The 19,628-nt window shown below is 60.5% G+C and carries 20 protein-coding genes and 5 tRNA genes; 10 read left to right on the forward strand and 15 right to left on the reverse strand.

From position 1 onward, the window contains the following. Window positions 1-25 precede the first annotated feature (25 nt). From R3O64_RS07470 to R3O64_RS07485, 4 genes are all read right to left on the reverse strand, one after another. Window positions 26-96, reverse strand: a tRNA-Cys gene (locus R3O64_RS07470). A 31-nt stretch (window positions 97-127) separates the two neighbouring features. Continuing rightward, a tRNA-Gly gene (locus R3O64_RS07475) sits at window positions 128-203 on the reverse strand. A 38-nt stretch (window positions 204-241) separates the two neighbouring features. Then, a tRNA-Val gene (locus R3O64_RS07480) sits at window positions 242-313 on the reverse strand. Between the two features lie 59 nt (window positions 314-372). Continuing rightward, window positions 373-448, reverse strand: a tRNA-Gly gene (locus tag R3O64_RS07485). A 356-nt stretch (window positions 449-804) separates the two neighbouring features. Here R3O64_RS07485 and R3O64_RS07490 point away from each other — a divergent pair. The 5 genes from R3O64_RS07490 to msrB all read left to right on the forward strand — a co-directional run bounded on the left by R3O64_RS07490 (window position 805) and on the right by msrB (window position 4,371). Further along, a tRNA-Val gene (locus R3O64_RS07490) sits at window positions 805-879 on the forward strand. Window positions 880-1,148: 269 nt separating this feature from the next. Beyond that, complete coding sequence (locus tag R3O64_RS07495; RefSeq protein ID WP_269948106.1) at window positions 1,149-2,036, forward strand: TDT family transporter; 888 nt, start codon at window positions 1,149-1,151, stop codon at window positions 2,034-2,036. Window positions 2,037-2,102: 66 nt separating this feature from the next. After that, a complete protein-coding gene (locus tag R3O64_RS07500) occupies window positions 2,103-2,753 on the forward strand; it encodes a dihydrofolate reductase family protein (protein ID WP_339016452.1) in 651 nt (216 codons plus the stop codon). A gap of 11 nt (window positions 2,754-2,764) precedes the next feature. Further along, entirely contained in the window at window positions 2,765-3,961 is a 1,197-nt protein-coding gene (locus R3O64_RS07505; RefSeq protein WP_339016454.1) for a glycosyltransferase family 87 protein, read from the forward strand. Next, window positions 3,958-4,371: a peptide-methionine (R)-S-oxide reductase MsrB gene (gene msrB, locus R3O64_RS07510; RefSeq protein WP_070522057.1), complete on the forward strand. Its 414-nt coding sequence runs from the start codon at window positions 3,958-3,960 to the stop codon at window positions 4,369-4,371. The genes R3O64_RS07505 and msrB overlap by 4 nt, the downstream gene beginning before the upstream one ends. A gap of 56 nt (window positions 4,372-4,427) precedes the next feature. On the opposite strand, the gene hemQ is transcribed toward msrB, so the two are convergent. Beyond that, entirely contained in the window at window positions 4,428-5,129 is a 702-nt protein-coding gene (gene hemQ / locus R3O64_RS07515; protein WP_070531276.1) for a hydrogen peroxide-dependent heme synthase, read from the reverse strand. A 125-nt stretch (window positions 5,130-5,254) separates the two neighbouring features. Here hemQ and R3O64_RS07520 point away from each other — a divergent pair, with 125 nt between their 5' ends. Further along, on the forward strand, window positions 5,255-5,920 hold the full coding sequence (locus R3O64_RS07520; protein WP_070531279.1) for a DUF3000 domain-containing protein: 666 nt from the start codon (window positions 5,255-5,257) through the stop codon (window positions 5,918-5,920). A gap of 1 nt (window position 5,921) precedes the next feature. Next, a complete protein-coding gene (locus R3O64_RS07525) occupies window positions 5,922-7,145 on the forward strand; it encodes an HRDC domain-containing protein (RefSeq protein ID WP_070531282.1) in 1,224 nt (407 codons plus the stop codon). 19 nt (window positions 7,146-7,164) lie between these two features. Here the strand turns inward: R3O64_RS07525 and dxs are convergent, their stop codons facing one another. The 5 genes from dxs to dut all read right to left on the reverse strand — a co-directional run bounded on the left by dxs (window position 7,165) and on the right by dut (window position 12,842). Continuing rightward, a complete protein-coding gene (dxs, locus tag R3O64_RS07530) occupies window positions 7,165-9,063 on the reverse strand; it encodes a 1-deoxy-D-xylulose-5-phosphate synthase (RefSeq protein WP_339017549.1) in 1,899 nt (632 codons plus the stop codon). Between the two features lie 105 nt (window positions 9,064-9,168). Further along, window positions 9,169-10,464 (reverse strand): class I SAM-dependent RNA methyltransferase, encoded by a 1,296-nt coding sequence (locus tag R3O64_RS07535; protein ID WP_339016456.1) that lies wholly within the window; start codon window positions 10,462-10,464, stop codon window positions 9,169-9,171. After that, a complete protein-coding gene (locus R3O64_RS07540; protein ID WP_425248921.1) occupies window positions 10,457-11,167 on the reverse strand; it encodes a DUF3159 domain-containing protein in 711 nt (236 codons plus the stop codon). Before R3O64_RS07540 ends, R3O64_RS07535 begins: the two co-directional genes overlap by 8 nt. A gap of 130 nt (window positions 11,168-11,297) precedes the next feature. After that, window positions 11,298-12,254 (reverse strand): DUF3710 domain-containing protein, encoded by a 957-nt coding sequence (locus R3O64_RS07545; protein ID WP_339016457.1) that lies wholly within the window; start codon window positions 12,252-12,254, stop codon window positions 11,298-11,300. Between the two features lie 111 nt (window positions 12,255-12,365). Then, the gene (dut, locus tag R3O64_RS07550) at window positions 12,366-12,842 is read right to left on the reverse strand and encodes a dUTP diphosphatase (protein ID WP_070522035.1); all 477 of its coding nucleotides are present in this window, start codon (window positions 12,840-12,842) and stop codon (window positions 12,366-12,368) included. A gap of 132 nt (window positions 12,843-12,974) precedes the next feature. On the opposite strand from dut, the gene R3O64_RS07555 reads away from it, so the two are divergent. Continuing rightward, window positions 12,975-13,502 (forward strand): DUF3093 domain-containing protein, encoded by a 528-nt coding sequence (locus tag R3O64_RS07555; RefSeq protein WP_144014957.1) that lies wholly within the window; start codon window positions 12,975-12,977, stop codon window positions 13,500-13,502. Between the two features lie 27 nt (window positions 13,503-13,529). Here the strand turns inward: R3O64_RS07555 and R3O64_RS07560 are convergent, their stop codons facing one another. Next, entirely contained in the window at window positions 13,530-13,820 is a 291-nt protein-coding gene (locus tag R3O64_RS07560) for a DUF4193 domain-containing protein (RefSeq protein ID WP_070531301.1), read from the reverse strand. A gap of 319 nt (window positions 13,821-14,139) precedes the next feature. On the opposite strand from R3O64_RS07560, the gene ppgK reads away from it, so the two are divergent. Together ppgK and R3O64_RS07570 are read left to right on the forward strand one after the other, a co-directional pair. Beyond that, window positions 14,140-14,937 carry a polyphosphate--glucose phosphotransferase gene (ppgK, locus tag R3O64_RS07565; RefSeq protein WP_339016458.1) on the forward strand — a complete coding sequence of 266 codons (798 nt, stop codon included), beginning with the start codon at window positions 14,140-14,142 and terminating at the stop codon, window positions 14,935-14,937. Window positions 14,938-15,138: 201 nt separating this feature from the next. Continuing rightward, the gene (locus tag R3O64_RS07570) at window positions 15,139-16,611 is read left to right on the forward strand and encodes an RNA polymerase sigma factor (protein WP_070686229.1); all 1,473 of its coding nucleotides are present in this window, start codon (window positions 15,139-15,141) and stop codon (window positions 16,609-16,611) included. An 87-nt stretch (window positions 16,612-16,698) separates the two neighbouring features. Here R3O64_RS07570 and R3O64_RS07575 read toward each other — a convergent pair whose 3' ends face one another. The 4 genes from R3O64_RS07575 to dhaK all read right to left on the reverse strand — a co-directional run bounded on the left by R3O64_RS07575 (window position 16,699) and on the right by dhaK (window position 19,624). Next, entirely contained in the window at window positions 16,699-17,121 is a 423-nt protein-coding gene (locus R3O64_RS07575; RefSeq protein ID WP_070563185.1) for a hypothetical protein, read from the reverse strand. Window positions 17,122-17,240: 119 nt separating this feature from the next. Continuing rightward, on the reverse strand, window positions 17,241-17,951 hold the full coding sequence (gene dhaM, locus R3O64_RS07580; RefSeq protein WP_339016461.1) for a dihydroxyacetone kinase phosphoryl donor subunit DhaM: 711 nt from the start codon (window positions 17,949-17,951) through the stop codon (window positions 17,241-17,243). A gap of 3 nt (window positions 17,952-17,954) precedes the next feature. Beyond that, window positions 17,955-18,620: a dihydroxyacetone kinase subunit DhaL gene (dhaL, locus tag R3O64_RS07585; RefSeq protein ID WP_339016463.1), complete on the reverse strand. Its 666-nt coding sequence runs from the start codon at window positions 18,618-18,620 to the stop codon at window positions 17,955-17,957. Window positions 18,621-18,622: 2 nt separating this feature from the next. After that, entirely contained in the window at window positions 18,623-19,624 is a 1,002-nt protein-coding gene (dhaK, locus tag R3O64_RS07590; RefSeq protein ID WP_339017550.1) for a dihydroxyacetone kinase subunit DhaK, read from the reverse strand. Between the last annotated feature and the right edge of the window lie 4 nt (window positions 19,625-19,628).

A 19,628-nucleotide genomic window follows, 5' to 3' on the forward strand; every position in this document is an offset into this window, starting at 1 on the left:
ACCCGAAGTTGGGCGCCAGCTTTTGAGGTGGAAACGGGAATCGAACCCGTGTGCACGGTTTTGCAGACCGTTGCCTCACCACTCGGCCATTCCACCGTGGCGATACCGCCTCACACACTACATGTGCTGGAGCGGATGACGAGACTCGAACTCGCGACCCTCACCTTGGCAAGGTGATGCGCTACCAACTGCGCTACATCCGCATTCGAAACCAGGCCCGGTTTCTAGGACTAAGTCCTTGTGCGCGATACTGGGATTGAACCAGTGACCTCTTCCGTGTCAGGGAAGCGCTCTCCCACTGAGCTAATCGCGCTTATCCATTTATCAAGGCTATTTACTTGCTCAAGATTCCCTCTAGCATCAAGAAAGCCTTGGAGCGGATGACGAGACTCGAACTCGCGACCCTCACCTTGGCAAGGTGATGCGCTACCAACTGCGCTACATCCGCATTGCACGTTCCCGGCTGGTATGCCGTGGTGCGAGAAGAAACTTTATCGTGCACCGACCCAGTTTCCAAATCCGCAGCCCACAGCACTAATCCCCAACCATCCAACAGCGCATGGATTACATTAATGTGATTGAGACTGCGGTTACAGTGATTGCGCATGATTGCACTAGGAACACACTAGTACTGTCGGGAGAACTCCAAGATCCATCCGTTCTCGCACAGCCCTGAGTAGCCACTACACCCTTACAGTCGCGAGCAACCAACCAGAATAAATGCACGCAGAGTAAATGAAAGCACGGTTGAGCTGGACGATTAGGGGTTTCCATACGCGCGGTGTACCTTAAGTGCTGCACCGAGGTTCTATAGCTCAGTGGGAGAGCGTTCCGTTCACACCGGAAAGGTCGCTGGTTCAATCCCAGCTAGGACCACCATTAAAGCTGCAGGTAAAAGACGTGCAGCGTATAACACAAGCCTCCGCGTGGATACTAAGTGGAAAACGAATCCGCATTTATCTGTTCACGCGGGGGTATTTTCTCATTGTTCCTGAAACTGGCCAAGAAAGCCAGACACGATAGCTCAACCCGTTGGGGCACGGCATGGTTGATAAAGCCTGCACGATATTGGACCTGCCCCCGCGCGTAGTTACCCGATAACTCCATAATGGTTCAATAGCAACACGTGCAGGCATAGGGTGATAGATGTGCAGTTGCCAAAGTACGGCCCAGCCTGGGCAGGCTCCTTGATGGGAACCTCAATTGCGTCAACTTTGTCGGGTTTGCATGGTCTACGCATAGGCCAAATCGTTTTTGCTCTTATCGCAGCTGTTCTGCTGGTGATTTTTACCGTGGGAACGAAAAATGAACCGCCTCGGCACCAGAATATGGCTGGGTGGGGCATGTACACGATGGGCCTGCTGGCGTGCGGCTCGGCATGGACCGCGCTGACCGGAACCGATGCCTTCCAGTTGGCAAGTTGGTGGATTGGCGCACCGCTTTCGGTCGTGGTCTGTCTGTGGCAGCTGTGGGGGTTGTTCAAACAGCAGCACCACTACGACAAGCCCGCGTTTCCTTGGGGGCTGGCGCTGGTCTCCCCCATGGTGGCGGCGACTTCCGCGGGTCAACTGGCTATCAATCACGGGCAGTTCTACCGCTATGCCGGCGAGCTGTGCTTCTTCCTCACGTTCATCACCGCAATTCCGCTGTTCGCTTATTGCTATTGGTCTTTAGCACGCCGTCAAGATAGGCCGCGCGAGGCGGCTGCGGGTACGGCATGGATCCCGCTCGGCGTGGTTGGACAGTCAACGGCGGCCTCGACGCTGCTTTTTGACGCCCACCTCTACGGCATCATCGTGTTCATCATTGGTGCGCCCTGCGTAGTATTCGCAATGTATTGCTTTTACCAAGCGGTAGTCGCGTGGGCCCCTTATGGCCCAGGCTGGTGGGGCTCCACATTCCCTGTCGGCACTTTGTGCCTTGGCTCCTGGGATGAAGGCTGGCACCGGTTGTCCCTTGCTTTATTGGTGCTCCTGCTATTGCATTGGGGAGCCTCTGCGCTGCGCTTCGGCACATGGCGGTTCCAACGCGCCTGATCACATACGCTCCGGCCAATCCCACGCCCTAAGCCGTCGTCGACATTTCAGGTACCGTGGGGCGCCATGAGTGACACTGCTCTGATAAACCACCTCATGGGGCCCGACCGAGAAGGAATCCGCTTGATTGCGGTGAGTACGCTCCACGGCTCCGCCACCATCGATGGAACCTCAGGGCCAATGGGCAACGCCACCGACGGTGAACTCTTCGCCGCACTGCGCGAATGGGCCGATATTGCCGTCGTCGGCTCAGCCACGGTGAAGGCGGAGGAATACGGGCCGTCGACAAGCACGCGCCTCGCCGTACTCAGTCACTCCCTTGACTTTGCCGGGTTCGAAGAGTTTATAGCCTCCGGCCCCATTGTTCTTACCCCGGAGGAACGCGCATCCTCGCCCGAGGCCCAGCACCTCGTCGAGGCCGGTGCCGACGTTCTAAGCATTGGCACCGGTACCATGAGCGAGGCAATCTCAGCCCTTCGCGCCCGGGGCGCGCGCCGCATCAGTTGTGAGGGCGGCCCTTCCGTGTATTCCGCCTTAATCGCCGAAGGGCTTGTGGACAAGCTCTATTTGACGCTCGACCCGCACCTATCGCCCTCCGTCGAAAAGCCCGTCGTCGATGGCAAAGCCACCTCCCCTGCGCTCAAGCTCGAGTTGGAGAACGTTGCTGCTGTCGACAGCACGGTGTTTCTGCGCTATCAACGAACCCAAACACCGTAAACTGTGCTGCCGTGACTTCTCCGGCTCCCTCAACCTCAGATTCCGCGCGACTGTGGACGGCCGCCGCGTGGCCCGCCGCCATAGTCTTGGTTTTCCATCGCGTGTTCGTGCTCGCCTTCAACGGCACGGTGACCGATGATTTCGGCACCGTCTACCGCGCAATCCGGAACCTGTGGGAGGGCAACCCGGTCTACGAACAGAACTATTCCTTCGTCGAGCCGCTCTACCTATACAACCCGGGCGCAACGCTCCTCCTATCCCCCTTGGGGCTTGTTTCCGAGGAACACGCGCGCATCGCCTTCATCCTGGCCAACGCCGCGGCCATCGTCGCCGCCTTGGCCCTACTGACTCGCTTCGTAGGCCACGGCCTGCGAGGCCCCTTGTGGCCAGTCAGCATCGCTGCTGCCTTCGCTACCGAATCAGTCATCAACACGTTGGTCTTTACCAATATCAACGGCGTGCTTCTACTCGCCATGGTGGCGTTTCTGGTCTTGTTGGATAAACACGGATGGGCCGCCGGGCTGTGCATCGGTCTGGCGATTCTGGTTAAGCCGCAATTTGCCCCGCTGCTCTTCCTCGCCTTGGTGCGCAAGCGCTGGCTCACCTTAGGTTTGGGCGTGGCTATACCGCTGGTAGCCAACCTTGCGGCTTGGCCGTTCGTTCCGGGCGTGGAAGGCTTCCGCGCCAACCTTCTTCCCTACCTGGCCACAACGCGCGATTATGCCAACGCCTCATGGCCGGGCGTGCGCGCCTACTTCGATCTGCCCGGCATTATCTACTACCCCATCTGGATCCTGTTCGCGGCACTAGCGGCAGTGGGCATCCTTGGGCTTTTACGCTGGCGCGACAACGAGCCCACCTTCTGGGCACTGAGCACAAGTGGTGCCATCATGGTCGGCATTTTCTTCCTTTCCTCCCTGGGTCAGCAGTACTACTCCATGTGGCTTATCCCCATGCTGTTTACGGTGATGCTCGGACGCTCGGTCTTCCACACGTGGGGAGCATGGTTGGCCGCATTTTTATTCTTGGCGCCGCTCGAGTGGACGTCGACAAGCATGCCCACCGCCGCACACTGGATGAGCGTCTTCATCGCCACCATCGGGTGGGGACTGCTCATCGTGGTGACCGCCACCACCGTGGCCGGCTGGTGGTCCGCGGAGCGAGGCACTAGCCCAAAGCCTCAGGCTAGCGATAAACTCCCTGCATGACTGATTTCAAGCTCATTGCAGATACCGAATGGCGCAAGCGGTTAAGCCCCGAGGAGTACCACGTTCTGCGTGAGGCCGGAACGGAAGCACCGCACGTCGGCGAGTACACCAACACGACTACCGAAGGCGTGTACTCCTGCCGCGCCTGTGGTGCCGAGCTCTTCCGCTCCACGGAAAAGTTTGAGTCGCACTGCGGCTGGCCGTCCTTCTTCTCCCCTTTGGCCGGTGACGCCATCATTGAGCGCGAAGACAATTCACTGGGTATGCGCCGCATCGAGGTACTGTGCGCTAACTGTGAATCCCACCTCGGCCACGTCTTCGAAGGTGAGGGCTACGATACGCCGACGGACCTGCGCTACTGCATCAATTCCATCTGCCTGGATCTAGAAGAAAAGCCGGTCGAGGACTAAACCCTCAACCGGCTTCCGGCGCTTTTCGCGGCAGCTAGCGCGAATCATCGCGGTTCTTAAGGCAGGATCGCGATGAGCTCAGCCACGTCCTTCACGCGGCGGCCGGTGTGGAAAGGAATCTCCTCGCGCACGTGGTGACGAGCCTCGGTGTAGCGCATGAGGTACATCAGGTCCACGATGCGGTGCAGCTCCGGGGCCTCAAAGGCCAGGATCCACTCGTAGTCACCCAGCGCGAAGGCTGGCACGGTGTTGGCGCGTACGTCCGGATAATCACGTGCCTGCATGCCGTGCTCCATGAGGATGCGGCGGCGCTTTTCCTCATCCATGGTGTACCAGTCATAAGAGCGCACGAAGGGGTAGACGGAAATCCACTCGCCGGGCTCTTCGCCCATAATGAAGGACGGCAGGTGGGACTTGTTGAACTCCGCTGGGCGGTGCAGTGCATTGCCCACCCAGGTCACCTCGGAAACCTGCCCCAGGGTGGTCTCGCGGCGGAAGTCCGCAAAGGCCTTCTGGATGTCGGCGAATTCCTCAGCGTGCCACCAGATCATGAAGTCAGCGCTCTCCCGCATCCCGGAGAGATCATAGATACCGCGAACGGTAACCACGCCTGCTTCCTCCAAATCCGCGAAGAACTTCTGTGCCTGCGCCACGATCTCCTCGCGCTCGGTGCCCAGCGCACCGGGGATTACTTGAAAAACCGCGTGCTGCGAATAGCGCTGGACCTTATTGAGCTCGGCGAAGTTGACTTTCGACATGCCTTTCTCCTTCTTTCAACCGACAGAGTTTCGCATCCATCATAAGTTGGAGACGACCCCTCGCGCCACTAGCCTTTCGGCGCGCCTTCCACCGCCACGAGGGCGGAGCTTATACGTTGTTCCCCGTGAGCAATTCCGACGTTTCTTCGCGCAACCTCGCAGGGGCACCGACCAACCTGCACGATCGCACCGCCGCCTCCCCCGCCGATTCGCGCCCTGCGGAGCCGAGCACCCCGGCCGCCTTCACGGAGGCCGTTGAGTCCCTCCATGCCGCACAGCTGCGCCCAGAAATCACGTTGGGCACCATCCGCCCACCGCAGCGGCTAGCGCCGTTCAGCCACGCCATCGGCTTGGAAGTTGAGCGCAACGAGCACGGGGACAACATCCCCACTGACTCTGACGGCGATGCCTTCGGCCGCCTCATCCTGCTCCACGATCCCGGCGCTGAGGAGGCCTGGGAAGGCGCAATGCGCCTCGTGGCCTACATCCAAGCAGACTTGGACGATGCCGTCGCTGGGGATCCGCTGCTTCCCGACGTCGCCTGGGAGTGGCTTACCGAATCCCTCGACGTGCGCGAGGCTACCCACACCAACCTAGGCGGCACCGTCACGTCGACCGCCTCGGTCCGTTTCGGCGAGATCGGCGGCCCGCCGCGCGCCTACCAACTAGAAATGCGCGCCTCCTGGACCGCCGCCGGCCTAGATCTCGCCCCACACGTGGAAGCTTTTGCGCAGGTTCTTTCCCTCGTTGCGGGGCTGCCACCAGAAGGCGTAGCGGAGCTCGGGCGCTAACATGGCTGAGCTGCGCCAGGTACCGGTTGACGGAACGCCAAAGGTCCTGCTTTCTCCCCGTGAATTTCACGCCGCCGCCGACCGCCTGGCAGCTGGAACTGGCCCCTTCGCCATCGACACCGAACGCGCGTCAGCTTACCGCTATGACGACCGCGCGTTCCTTGTACAAATTCGCCGAGAAGGTGCGGGCACTTTTTTGCTCGCCCCGGAACACCACAGGGCTGAGCTCCGCGCGGCCTTAGCACCGGTGCTCAACGGCCAAGATTGGGTCGTCCATGCGGCCCCCTCCGATCTTCCTTGCCTAGCCTGGCTGGGCTTGTACCCAGGCAGGCTCTTCGATACCGAGCTGGCCGCTCGCTTCGCCGGCTTTGCCCACCCCAACTTGGCAGCAATGGTGCTGGAGCTTTTCGACGTCCAATTGGAAAAGGGCTACGGCGATTCCGACTGGTCCGAAACCCCCATTCCCCGGTCGTGGCGCAACTATGCGGCGCTTGACGTGGAGTTACTCAATGAGCTCGCTGTGACCTTGCGCGATATCCTCGCGGAGGAGGAAAAACTCGACTGGGCCTATGAGGAGTTTGAGAAGATAGTCGACGACCACGCGCGCATTAAAGGCCCCGAGCCCCGCTCGTGGCGGGATCTCAAGGGCGTGTCCTCGCTTCGCTCCGGCGAGCAGCTCGCCGTGGCTCGCGAGCTGTGGCAGCGCCGCGAATCTATCGCGCGCACCCAGGACGTGGCCCCCAACCGAGTACTACCGCACCGCGTGTTGGTGGACATTGCTCGCCGCGTGCCCCGCTCGCCACGCGAAATCAACCAAATCAAAGGTTTTCCCCGACGCCGCGGGGGTGCGACCTTGCGGTGGTTCGACGCGGTTGAAACCGCACTGGCCAGCCCGCGCCAGCAATGGCCGAAGGTGCTGCGCAGCCCGCGCCCGGTTCCTTCCAAATCAGTTTTTAGCCGGGAGTTCCCCGAACTGTGGCAGCTCTACACCGAAATCCGTAGTGACTTCGAGGACCTCGGCGATGAGCTCGGCATGAGCTACGAGCTCATTCTCAAACCCAGCCTGCTGCGCATGGCCGTGTGGGCGGCGTGCGGCCCAGAGGGTGGCGTCGCCGGGGAAATCACAGATGCTTCGGATATCCCCGATTTCCTACGTTCCCAGGGCGCGCGCGAGTGGCAAATCGAGCTTGCCTCCCCGCTTTTGCGCCACGGGCTGGAGCAGTAGCGCTCACTCGCCCGCGTTCTTAGCTGCGAGCAGCTACCCACTCGCTGACGGACTCCGCGATTCCCTCCGGAGTCAGCCCGAATTCCTCAAGAACCTCACCGCGGCTGGCGTGCTTGGGGAAACAGCCCGGCACGCCGAGTCGGTGCACAGGGGTATCCACATCGGCAGCATCGAGTGCTTCGGCCACCATGGAACCCACGCCGCCACGCAGGATCCCGTCCTCCACCGTGACCACGAGGTCATGATCCGCAGCCAGCGCGATAATGGATTGTGGGACCGGAACCGGCCAACGCGGATCAACGACGGTCACGTTGAAGCCTTCGGCTTCCAACCGCTCGGCGGCCCCCAAGGACCGAGCACTCATGGCGCCGATGGAGACGATCAGAACATCCGTTGCTTCGGCCGCTGATTCAGCAGCATCGGAATAACGCAGGATATCGACGCCATCATCGAGGCGCTCGAGCTCCTCACAATCATCCAGCAGGTTGCCCTTAGGGAAACGCACTACCGTCGGGCCATCCTCGATGGCGATTGCTTCGTTGAAGAGCTCCCTTAAGCGGGCACCATCGCGCGGTGCGGCGATGCGCATACCCGGGACGATGCTCATCAGCGCCATGTCCCAGACACCATTGTGCGAGGGACCATCGGATCCTGTGACACCGGCGCGATCGAGAACGATGGTGACGGGCAGCTTCAGCAACGCGATGTCCATGACCACTTGGTCCACTGCGCGGTTGAGGAAGGTTGAATACACCGCCACCACCGGGTGCATACCTGCCAGCGCCAGGCCTGACGCAGAGGCCATGGCATGTTGTTCTGCAATTCCGACATCGAAGAAGCGCTCTGGGAATTCCTCCTGGAATGGAGCTAATCCCGTTGGGCCTGCCATAGCGGCGGTTATCGCCACAATATCCTCGCGGGCATGACCGGCCTTGATGAGTTCCTCGGAGAAGGCCGCAGTCCATCCCGGTTGCTTCTGTCCTTTGGACACACCGGTGACTGGATCGATAGCCCCTGTGGAGTGCATCTGGTCCTTCGGCTCATTGACCGCTGGTGCGAAGCCGTGGCCCTTCTCCGTGACCGTATGCACGATGATGGGGCCGTCATAGTCGCGGGCGTAGCTCAGTGCCCGGACCACGGCGTCGATATCGTGTCCGTTAATCGGACCAATGTATTTGATGCCCAGTTCTGGGAACATCTCGGTGGGCAGGACGGTGGACTTCACGCCTTCCTTGACCGCATGCAAAGCGTCAAAGGTGCGCTCACCTACCCAGCCCATGGACTTCAGGCGCTTCTTGCCCAGCGCCATGAACTCGTCATAGCCATGCTGCGCGCGGATGCGCCCAAGGTTCTCTGAGAGTCCGCCGATGGTCGGTGAATAGGAGCGGCCATTGTCATTCACGATGATGACAACGTTGCGGTCTTTATCCGCAGAAATGTTGTTGAGCGCTTCCCAACACATGCCACCCGTCAGGGCGCCGTCACCGACAACCGCCACGGCATTGCGGTGCGATTCACCGCGAATCTTGAAGGCCTTGGACAGGCCGTCCACCGTGGACAGTGACGCCGAGGCGTGGGAAGATTCCGTCCAGTCGTGCTCAGACTCCCCGCGGTCCGTGTAGCCAGACAAGCCGCCCTTCTGGCGCAGCGTATCGAATTGACCGGCACGGCCTGTGAGCATCTTATGCACATATGCCTGGTGGGAGGTGTCAAAGACGATGGGATCTCGCGGGGAATCGAAGACGCGGTGGATCGCCACAGTGAGCTCCACAACACCCAAATTAGGGCCAAGGTGACCGCCGGTAGCGGACACCTTCTCAATCAAGCGCTGGCGAATCTCCGCCGCGAGCTCAACCAGTTGCGTCTTGCTCAGGGCTTTGAGATCGCCTGGTGATTGAATGGAATCCAGAATGCCCATAGAGCTTGCCTTAAACCCCTTCATCGATCGTTTTCTTCTCTACCACCGTACCCGCTAACACACGTGACACGTCAATCATTGCCCCGGCAGCACTCGAAGCGAAAGCTATGCCACCTGTGCCGCGGGGACCAATAGCGCCAGGGTTTCAAAGTGGTGCGTTCCGGGAAAAGCATTCACCATTGCTAAGCGCTGTATGCGGTAGCCGCGCTCAGACCACGCGGCGATATCGCGGGCAAAGGTAGCGGGATCGCATCCGATGTGCAGGACGCGTTGCGGCGCTGCCTCAGCAATTGCGGCCACCACATCCCGGCCAGCACCGGTGCGCGGCGGATCCAAAACTACCGTCGTTGGCTTTGGCAATTGGCTCGCTACCTGCTCCACCTTGTCGGTACGAAAGTGCACGTCATACTCTGCAAGACCCGGCTGTGCCGCCGCAGCCGCCGGCGAGTAATCGACGGAAAACACGGTGGTGTGCCCGCCCTGGGGCGCCGTGACCTCAGCCAGAGCAGGAACGAAAAGCCCTACCCCTCCATAGAGATCCCAAGCCACTGCGTCGACCGCGGATTCATCTGCGGCAGTGCTTTCTCCCGCCTCCGCAGCAAGCCACTCGCGTGCGAGACTGGTGTACACGTCAGGCGCGCTCACGTGCGCCTGCCAAAAAGCGGTGGCTGGGAAACGGAACTCGTGACCGTCGGCACGCTGCACGACGTCCTCTGTCGGGGCCTCGATTACTTCCCGGATAGTCTCAATGCGCCGTCCGCGCGGTGCTTTCCGTGTCTCGACAACGTGGCGGTTGCCATCGCTGTCCAGGACCGCAATAACCTCCGCACCAGGACTAAAGGTGCGGGCACCAGGCCCCACCAGACCTGCGACGAGCCCCGGCACCAGCTGGCTACACGCCACGTCTGTAATCAGCTCAGTGGAGCCGCGCTTGCGCACACCGGCACGGCCTTGCTTGTCGACGCCCAGCCGTACCCTCGTGCGCCACCCGCGCTGCGGTGCGACATCGATAGCCTCAATCTCGGGCACATCCTCAAGCCGGGCCACCCTATGTAGTTGATCGCGCAAGACGGCGGCCTTGATTCCTGGTTCCGCCGCAGGATTTAGCTCGGCGAAATCGCAGCAACCTGCACCGCGCTGTGCCGCGGGACACGAAGACTCGACGCGGTACTCACCTGGCTGGAGGACGGATATTATCTCCGCTTCCACGAAGGTCTTCTTCGTCTTGGTAACTGTCGCCCTCACCTGGTCGCCCGGGAAAGCACTGGGGACGAAACACACGCGCCCGTCGGGCGCCTGACCGATTCCGACACCGCCGTGCCCCATGCGTTCGATGGTGGTGTCGAAGGACGCCCCTTTGACAACGCTTGAATCAGCAGCGTTGTGAGCACTCTCAGTCATGGATCCTCTCCTTGGTGGCTTCGGAGCTGTGTGCTCCTTCTACGCCCTGTGATTCCTCCACCGCGGCGTTGGCACGGCGAACCATCCAGACGGTCAAGATGGTGACGATGCCGGTTAGCGGCCACCCCATGAGGATGCGAACGATGCCGAGGGTGGTGGTGGCATCGGCGTCGTAAAGCGCGCGCTGCACCACGAAACGGGCAATGAAGACCGCGGCCCAACCCGCCGTTGCCAAGGCATAGGCTCGCCGTGCCTTCGGCACGATTCGCCACCCCATGCCATCGCCGTTGAGGCCTTTCCACACCACGCCGACAAGCGGCCAGCGCACGATGATGGAGACAACCGCCACGATAAACAGCACGAGCGACATCCAAATTCCATAAAGGAAGTAGCCCTTGGCGTCTCCTGTAAACCACGCGATACCAGCGCAGATGGCGACACCCAGCAACCCGGAAAATGCTGGCTGCAACGTCTCTTTGCGCGCCAAACGCCACAGGCTGATGGCCAGCGCCACACCGAGCGCTGCGGCCAATGCAGGCCCCAGGCCCCACATGTTGTTAACCGGAATGAGCACCAGCACGGGCAGGGTCGCAGACACCAGACCGGTCAGGCCTCCCATTTGTTCGAGCAGCGACGGTTCTGCCTCAGGCGCTGGGGTCGCTGCTGCAGTCTGTTGTGGTGTCTCAGTAGTCGTGGAGTCCATGGAGGCCTCAGAGGCGGGCGTAGTGCCGTGTTCGGTGGTATCGCGCCCTTCGGGCATAGGGGTGGTCACGTGTTTCAACAATCCTTTTCGGTAGTAGCCGGGAGGGTCACGGCCAATGGCCTAGGGCGCGCTACTTGTTCTCGTGGTCGTCGAGATTGCGCAATTGTTCGCGAGCCTCGGCCTCCGCGCCGCTTTCGGCGCCCGCAGCATTATCCGCTGGCGCGGAGTTTTGAGCGCTGGATGGTTGCGCTGCCTGTTGCTGGCGCTCCTGAAGCGCCTGCTGGACTTGCTCAGCGAGCTGCTGCGGCAGCATCACGGGAAGTGAACTTCCGGCAAGAATTGGCTGCTCGCCGCGATAAATAAAGGTGCGCGCGACGACTTCGCGTCCCAGCTGCGCTAGCTCCTCTTCCTTGCCCGCAGGAGCGGCCAAGGTCAAACGGTACATCCACCGCGGCCCTTCCACACCAATGATTCGGATTCCACCCTTATCACTGGTGCCGACGATTTCAGAACCCCAAGGACCATCCTCCGGATGCGCTGTAAACCCATCTGCTTCCAAACCCTTGACGATGTCCTTGGCAGATTCCGCCCACTGCCCCGGCGTGCGCGGCGCGGCGAAGGCCACGGGCGTCATGCGTCCGTGCGGCGTAAGAATGTGGAGCATACGAGGGCCGTCTGGGCCCATTTCCACCTGAACCTGAGAGCCCTTCGGCAGCGGGATGCGCATCGAGCCCAGGTCCAAAAGGCCGACGGAAAAGTCCTCGAAGTTGAACTCAGCGATATCCACGTTGTCGCCGTCGTAGGGGCCCATCTCACCGTTGATGGCGTCGTGCGCCACGGCTTTTACCCCGGCAACACCTTCGACGTCATCCTGATCCTCGCGGACCAGCCCTGCACTGGCTTGTGCAGGCCCCTCAGCGGTCGAACTTTCTCCGGCCTTCGTTGCCAAGCTCTCCGCCGACGCTGGTTCGGCCGTTGCTTCTTTTACTTCTTTGTCTGCGGCATCAGTGCGGACGGTGGTGTTCTTGTCCTGGCTTTCGTCCTTGCCAGCATCTTTCTTCTTTTTGCCAAAGGGCCACATCGCCATGGTTTTGCGCCTTCCTCGTTTTGTGTCTTGTGCCGGATAACTTGTGCTTGTCGGATGTGGGGTTGCTCGGTATGGCCCGCGCACGCGCAGGCTTTGCCACGTGCAACTGATTCAGTTGACGCCAGTGGATCCGTACCCGCCGTCGCCGCGAGCGGTGTCATCGAGTTCCTCGACTTCGCGGAAGCCCACGAGCTCCACTCGTTGGACAACAAGCTGGGCAATTCGCATCCCGCGCTCGACCTCAAAGGTCTTATCGGGATCGTGATTAATAAGGCACACCTTAATCTCACCGCGATACTCCGCATCGATGGTGCCCGGCGTGTTGACCACGGAAATCCCGTGCTTGGCCGCCAAGCCCGAACGCGGGTGGACCAAACCTACCGTGCCGATTGGCAAGGCAAGAGCAATGCCAGTGCCGACGAGCGCGCGCTCTCCGGGGCGCAGAGTAGCGTCATGCGCGGCGTAGAGATCCGCGCCAGCATCGCCACGATGGGCTCGCTGCGGCAGCGGAAGCTCCTTATCAAGGCGCTTGATCTGAATGTCTCCGAATGGACTTACCGGATCTACAAGGGGGTGTTGCTCATTCACGCGGCCCAGCCTACCTTGTCCTCACCATCCCCTACCCCGAGGGATGGAGCTTCGTGCCGCGTCTACCGCGGTTACCCGGCACCTTTGGTTGCGTTGGGTTCTGCCCTTCCCCGACGACTAGACTCAGAGGCCATGACTTCGAATTCATCGCCTGTTTCCCCCACAGCGTCTGCTGAATCCCCCGTCATCCTCTATCGCGAGCGCCAATGGGTGCCGTGGTACTGGTGGTTTATGGCTGCGTTCGTCGTGGCGATTTCCACGGCCACGGTCAGTCTCAACCGCGGCATCATGTGGGTCATTATTCCCGCCATTCTGCTTAGTGCCATCGCCGTGTGGGTGCTAGTGACGTGGTCCAACACAGTAGTTCAAGTGGAGCAGGATGCCGATGGCACCCGGTGGCTCACCGTGAAGGACGCACAGCTGCCTAGCGATGTTGTCTCCCGCAGTACCGCGGTGCCGGCCACCGCGCGGCGCAATGCGCTGGGACCACAGCTCGATCCGGCTGCTTTCCTTGTCACGCATGGCTGGGTTCCTGAGCACGTCATGCTCGTCCTCGACGACCCAGAGGATCCCACCCCCTATTGGCTCATCGGCTCCACCAACCCCGAAAAGCTCCTCGCGGCCTTCCTTCCAGAACAGGCAGCAGCCTCCGAGGGCTAAACATCGCGCGCAGGATAAACTGCTGCGCTAGGCGCAGTCCATGCAGACTGGCTGCCCATCCTCTTCGTGGTCGAGGCGCTTATTGGACTGCACCAGGTAGCACACAGAACAAGTGAATTCGTTTTCTTTACGCGGCACGACGGTGACATTGAGTTCCTCACCGGTCAGGTCCACTGACGGCGGCTCAAAAGCCTCGACGATTTCACCATCGTCATCCATGCCGTTGTTGTCGTTTTCAGCCGCCTTCAGGCCCTCGAGGGAATCGGTCTCGAGGTCGTCTTCTGCGCGGCGACGCGGTGCGTCGTAATCGGTGGCCATAATGCTTGCCCCTGTGAGTCAGATTGATTGGTACGTCTATTTATCGACGGCATCGTAAACCACGCAAGCCCCCATGTCACACTCGCCCCGCGATGGGGGCACCAACCGCCCCACCCCTCTACCCCCTACCCTGCGACTTTTAACAGGATGAGCTGGGCATTCACCGCTCTTGGAGTGCTGGATATTTTTCTGAGTATCGCTCCTCACACCCACCCACAATGCGGTCACTAATACGGGAACGGCACAGTGCCGACTCCGCCAGCGATACGAAACTCACACTGTTGCCACATCAACGCCGCGCTCAACATAGACTGTCAGTATGACCGCGCAAGAAGCACAGTACCAGGACACGACATTGAGCCTTGAGCACCAGGGCCATTCCTTTGGCATTGATGTTGGGGGCTCCGGCATCAAGGGCGCCGAGGTAGACCTCGCGACAGGCGAGTTCGTCGGTGACCGTCTGAAGATCGCTACTCCCCAGCCCGCTACGCCGGAAGCCGTAGCAAAAGTAATTGCCCAAATCGTCGCCGAGAAAGGCTGGGACGGCCCCGTCGGAATCACGATGCCTGCTGTGGTGAAAGGCCAAGTGATTCGCAGCGCGGCGAATATTGATAAGTCTTGGATTGGCGTGGATGCGCAGGATTTGTTGAGCCAATACCTCGACGCGCCCTTCACCGTGCTTAACGACGCCGACGCGGCCGGCCTCGCCGAAGTGGCCTACGGTGATGACATTGCACGTTCGGGCCCCGTCATCTTCCTGACCCTGGGCACGGGCATCGGCTCCGCATTCCTTCTGGACGGCCAGCTCTTCCCCAATACGGAGATTGGCCACCTTATCGTTGGTGAGAAGGAAGCAGAGCACCAGGCGTCATCCGCGGTCAAGGAACGTGAAGGTCTCAAGTCCAAGCAGTGGGCAAAGCGCGTCAACCGCGTACTCCACGAGTATGAGGCGCTGTTTAACCCTTCAGCCTTTGTGATCGGTGGCGGAATCTCCCGCAAGTTCGACAAGTGGGGCGAGCACCTCAAAATTGAAACACCGGTCGTTGCTGCTCAGCTCCGCAATCGCGCGGGCATCGTGGGCGCGGCAATGGCGGCGAAGGAAGGAATTCGCCCCTAATCTATATCGTCCCAGCGTTCCCTAGTTGACCCCAGTCACCGCCTGTTGACAAAAATGATCTATACTGGGCTGTCGATTATCGAATATCCAGCGGCGCGCCTCCCTCGCTCATCTCGGAGGCGGGCTAGCATCGGGGACTAGTCGCGACAAACTTGCGCGTCCCCATATTTTCCACTCAGAGAGCAAGTCGAAAGGGCGTACGTGGCAGCCACTGATTCTTCAGACCAGGTACTCGGCGAGGACAAGAGCACCTCCGAGACATCTGCACCTGCACAGAAGACCGCCAAGAAGACGGCAAAAAAGACCGCTAAGAAGACGGCCAAGAAAACCGCGAAAAAGACTGCGAAGAAGACCGCCAAGAAAACGGCTAAGAAGACGGCCAAGAAAGCAACGAAGAAAACTACTCGCAAGTCCGCCCAGAAGGCCGCGAAAAAGACGGCCAAGAAGACGGTGCGCAAGTCGGCGGCAAAGAAGGCAACCTCGCCGGAAAGCGCCGAGTCTTCGGAGGACCTCGCAGAGGATCAGACCGATGAGTTGGACGCCGAGACGTCCGATGACGCCGACATCGACTTCGATCCGGACAACGCGGAGATGGACGAGGACGACGAGTTCGGTGACGATGATGACGATTTGGAGAATGAGGACTCCGAGGACGAAGAGGAGGATGGCTCCTCCGTCTGGGATGAGGATGAATCCGCTGCCCTGCGTCAGGCCCGTAAAGACGCGGAGCTGACTGCTTCGGCCGACTCTGTCCGCGCCTACCTCAAGCAGATCGGTAAAGTCGCCCTGCTCAACGCCGAGCAGGAGGTCTCCCTGGCCAAGCGCATCGAGGCAGGCCTCTACGCTCAGTACCGTATGGACGAGATGGAGAAGGCTCGCGCCGAAGGCGACAAGGCCGCCAAGCTCTCCCCCATGGAAAAGCGCGACATGCGCGCCATCGCTCGTGACGGCCGCAAGGCGAAGAACCACCTCCTCGAGGCAAACCTGCGCCTCGTGGTGTCCTTGGCTAAGCGCTACACGGGCCGCGGCATGGCCTTCCTGGATCTCATCCAAGAAGGCAACCTGGGTCTAATCCGCGCCGTTGAGAAGTTCGACTACACCAAGGGCTATAAGTTCTCCACTTATGCCACCTGGTGGATCCGCCAGGCCATTACTCGCGCCATGGCTGATCAGGCTCGTACCATCCGCATCCCGGTGCACATGGTGGAAGTCATCAACAAGTTGGGCCGCATTCAGCGCGAGCTGCTGCAGGACTTGGGCCGCGAGCCCACCCCGCTGGAGCTGGCGAAGGAAATGGATATCACCGAAGAGAAGGTGCTGGAGATCCAGCAGTATGCTCGTGAGCCCATTTCTCTGGACCAGACCATCGGTGATGAGGGCGACTCCCAGCTCGGTGACTTCATTGAGGATTCCGAAGCGGTCATTGCTGTCGACGCTGTGTCCTTTACCTTGCTGCAGGATCAGCTCCAGGACGTGCTCACGACCCTCTCCGAGCGAGAGGCCGGCGTGGTTCGTCTGCGCTTTGGCCTGACCGATGGCATGCCGCGCACTTTAGACGAAATCGGCCAAGTCTACGGCGTTACCCGCGAGCGTATTCGCCAGATCGAGTCCAAGACGATGTCCAAGCTGCGCCACCCATCACGCTCTCAGGTGTTGCGCGACTACCTAGACTAGGGAGAGCAGAAAGATTTAAGCGGCGAGGAGGTTTAACCTTCCTCGCCGCTTCTTCTGTGCTCTGCGCGCTCTATGCGCATTGGATGGCTAATAATTTGGCCCCACGACAAAAATCAGTGCCATGGAAACGAAAGGAGCAATGTAGCTCCAGCCCAAACCAATGAGCATTCCCCACACCGCCATGCCGGTCCCCCTGTGCTCAGGGCGTCGCCCCGATCCGAGAATGAGCGCAGCAACGCCAAGCCCTGCTGCACACCACCCAGTGATGGTGGTCAACATCGACAGTACGAAGCCAACGGGGCTGATGAGGAGTGTCAGCGCGATGTCGATAAGTGGCGGAACGATAGCGAAGCCCAGTGCCCATGGGGCGAGCGGGTTCGGAGTGGATGGCCTTTCATAAGGCACCGGCGCATAGGAACCCGCATAGGAATTCGGATAAGCCTGCGGGTACGGAGCCTGGTGCGGATCCGCTGCGTAGTAGTTAGGTTCCACATAGTCGGGCTGGGTCATAACTTCCCACTTTCGCGAAGACTCGGCTAGGTCACTGCCCGATAGCTTATGCGAAGGCAGCGGGCGCAATCCCCGCGTACGGGGGTCATTGCCCGCTGCTCATCGATTTCCCAGGCGCCTTAGCCGTCGAGCCCCAGCTCAATGCCCGTAGCAATCCGGTCAATGACCTCTTTATCAGCAGCGTCACCGCTGATAGTCACTGAAGCACCCTGACAAGCTCCAAGAGACATCAGCATCATTGCAGAGTCTGCTTCCACCTCTTCGCCATCAAAGGAGAGGACAATGACACCGTCTGCCTCTGCGGCCATCTCCGCGACCTTGGAGGCTGGACGGGCGTGAAGTCCCGCCTCATCAGCCACGGTCACTGTCAGCGAGTACCTATCTGGGTTAGTCTCGGGTTCCTGTTTATCCACTGGATCAGCGGCGGCAGACTGCTTCGGCACGAAGACCTCGATGGCCCGTTCCGCAGCTCTGACGACGGCCGCAAGGTCATCGCCTTGTTGGGCGGCGGTGGCTGCGGCAACGGCAGCCTCGACTAGTGGGGCGTCCACAAACCGGACTTGTTCTTCATCAAGGAACTCAAGAACAGACTCAACGGTCATCGTGGCCGAGCCCAAGTCCGTGAGGACGACAACGCCGAGACCTTGGCCGAGGGCATGGCTGATGGCGCCTTCGATGTAGTCGTAGGAAGTTCCGATTCCGCCGTCTTCCAAGCCGCCGGCGGGAAGGATGGTCACATCAGCGGCCATTTGTCCGGCAAACTCTGCTAGGCCTTCAGCGAGCTTGGCCGAATGCGATACAAGGACAAGCCCAACGCGCGGTTGTGTCATGTTTTATGCCTCCTTCGTTGAAGTCTCGGCAGCGTCGGCAGCCGCGGCGAGGAACAGAGCCGAGGACGTAGCACCCGGATCCTTGTGCCCAGCAGAGCGCTCCCCAAGATAGGAAGCGCGGCCCTTCGTTGCCACCATCGGAATGGTATCCTCCGCGCCGGTTGCTGCGGCGTCAGCAGCCGCGCGCACAACCTCAGCGGGACTCAGCGCGGCATCCGCCGCTTCACGGGCAGCTCGTGCGGCCGGCGCCCAGGCGTCGACCATCGTCTTCTCCCCTTCCGCGGCCTTGCCGCGCGCAGTAATCCCCTCAAGCGCAGCCTCGATTAGACCGGCCACCGTGGGCGCATCAATCGCCCCGGAACCGGCAGCCTTAGACGCACGCAAGAAAGCGGTCCCTAGCAACGGCCCGGAGGCGCCGCCAACGGTGGACATGAGTGTCTTTGCCGTCAGTTTCAGAGCATCAGCGACGGTAGAATCCTCTGGGGAGATTTCCGCGCCCATCTTCTCCACGACGGCGCGGAAGCCGCGATCGACGTTTTCACCGTGGTCGCTGTCTCCAATGGCGCGGTCAAGCTCGATGAGCTCCTCGCGGTATTCATGCGCAGCTGCAGCACAATTATTCATCCACGCTAATGCCCAGTCGGTTGAAAGAGTTACATCATTTGTCATAGTTACACTCCTTGGCGTAGTGCGGCGGTGTGGCAGGGGGCGTCGAAAAGCGCCAGGTCTTCGTCGTCGGCGCGCATAACGCTCACGGAGCACCCGGCCATATCCAGACTCGTGACGAAGTTGCCCACAAGGGAGCGTTCAATGCTCACCCCCGCCTCCTTTAAGCGCTGAGCTACCCGACGGTAAACCACGTAAAGCTCAGAGGCCGGGGTGGCTCCCATGCCGTTGACAACGACGATGGTGCGCTCGCCTTCGCTCAGCTTAAGGTCTGCCAGGACGGGATCAAGCAAGTGGTCCGTTACGTCGTCGGCCGAAACCAGCGGAATCTCCTTGCGGCCCGGCTCGCCGTGGATGCCCACGCCCAACTCAACCTCGTCTTCCCCGAGGTCAAAGGAAGGCTTGCCCACATGGGGCACGGTGCAGGCGGAAAGCGCCGCGCCCATAGTCGCGGTGTTTTCTACCACCTTTTTCGCCACAGCGGTCACCGCAACGAGATCATCGCCGCGCTCGGCCGCCGCACCGGCCAGCTTCTCCACCAACAGCGTTCCGGCAACGCCGCGGCGACCGGCTGTAAACGTAGAATCTTCCACCGCGACATCGTCGTCGACGATGACCTGGCTGACCTCAACATCATCGAATTCAGCCAGCTCTGCCGCAGTATCGAAGTTGAGCACATCGCCGGTGTAGTTCTTCACGATGTAGAGCACTCCCGCCCCAGCATTAGCTGCCTCGGTGGCTGCTTGGATGGCATCTGGCGTCGGAGATGTAAACATAGCGCCGGGCACGGCCGCGTCCAACATTCCATGGCCGACGAAACCGGCATGCAGCGGCTCGTGCCCAGAGCCACCGCCGGAGACAATGGCAACCTTGCCGTGTTCTTTCTTCTGTTTGCGGAAAACAAACAGCGGGTTCGTGTTGCGAGTGACAATGTCACCGTGGGCTAACGCGAAGCCCTCTACTGATTCGGCTACTACGTTGTCCGGTGAGTTGATGAGCTTTTTCATCATC

This window comes from Corynebacterium hesseae, assembly GCF_037850265.1.
GTDB classification, from domain to species: Bacteria; Actinomycetota; Actinomycetes; order Mycobacteriales; family Mycobacteriaceae; genus Corynebacterium; species Corynebacterium hesseae.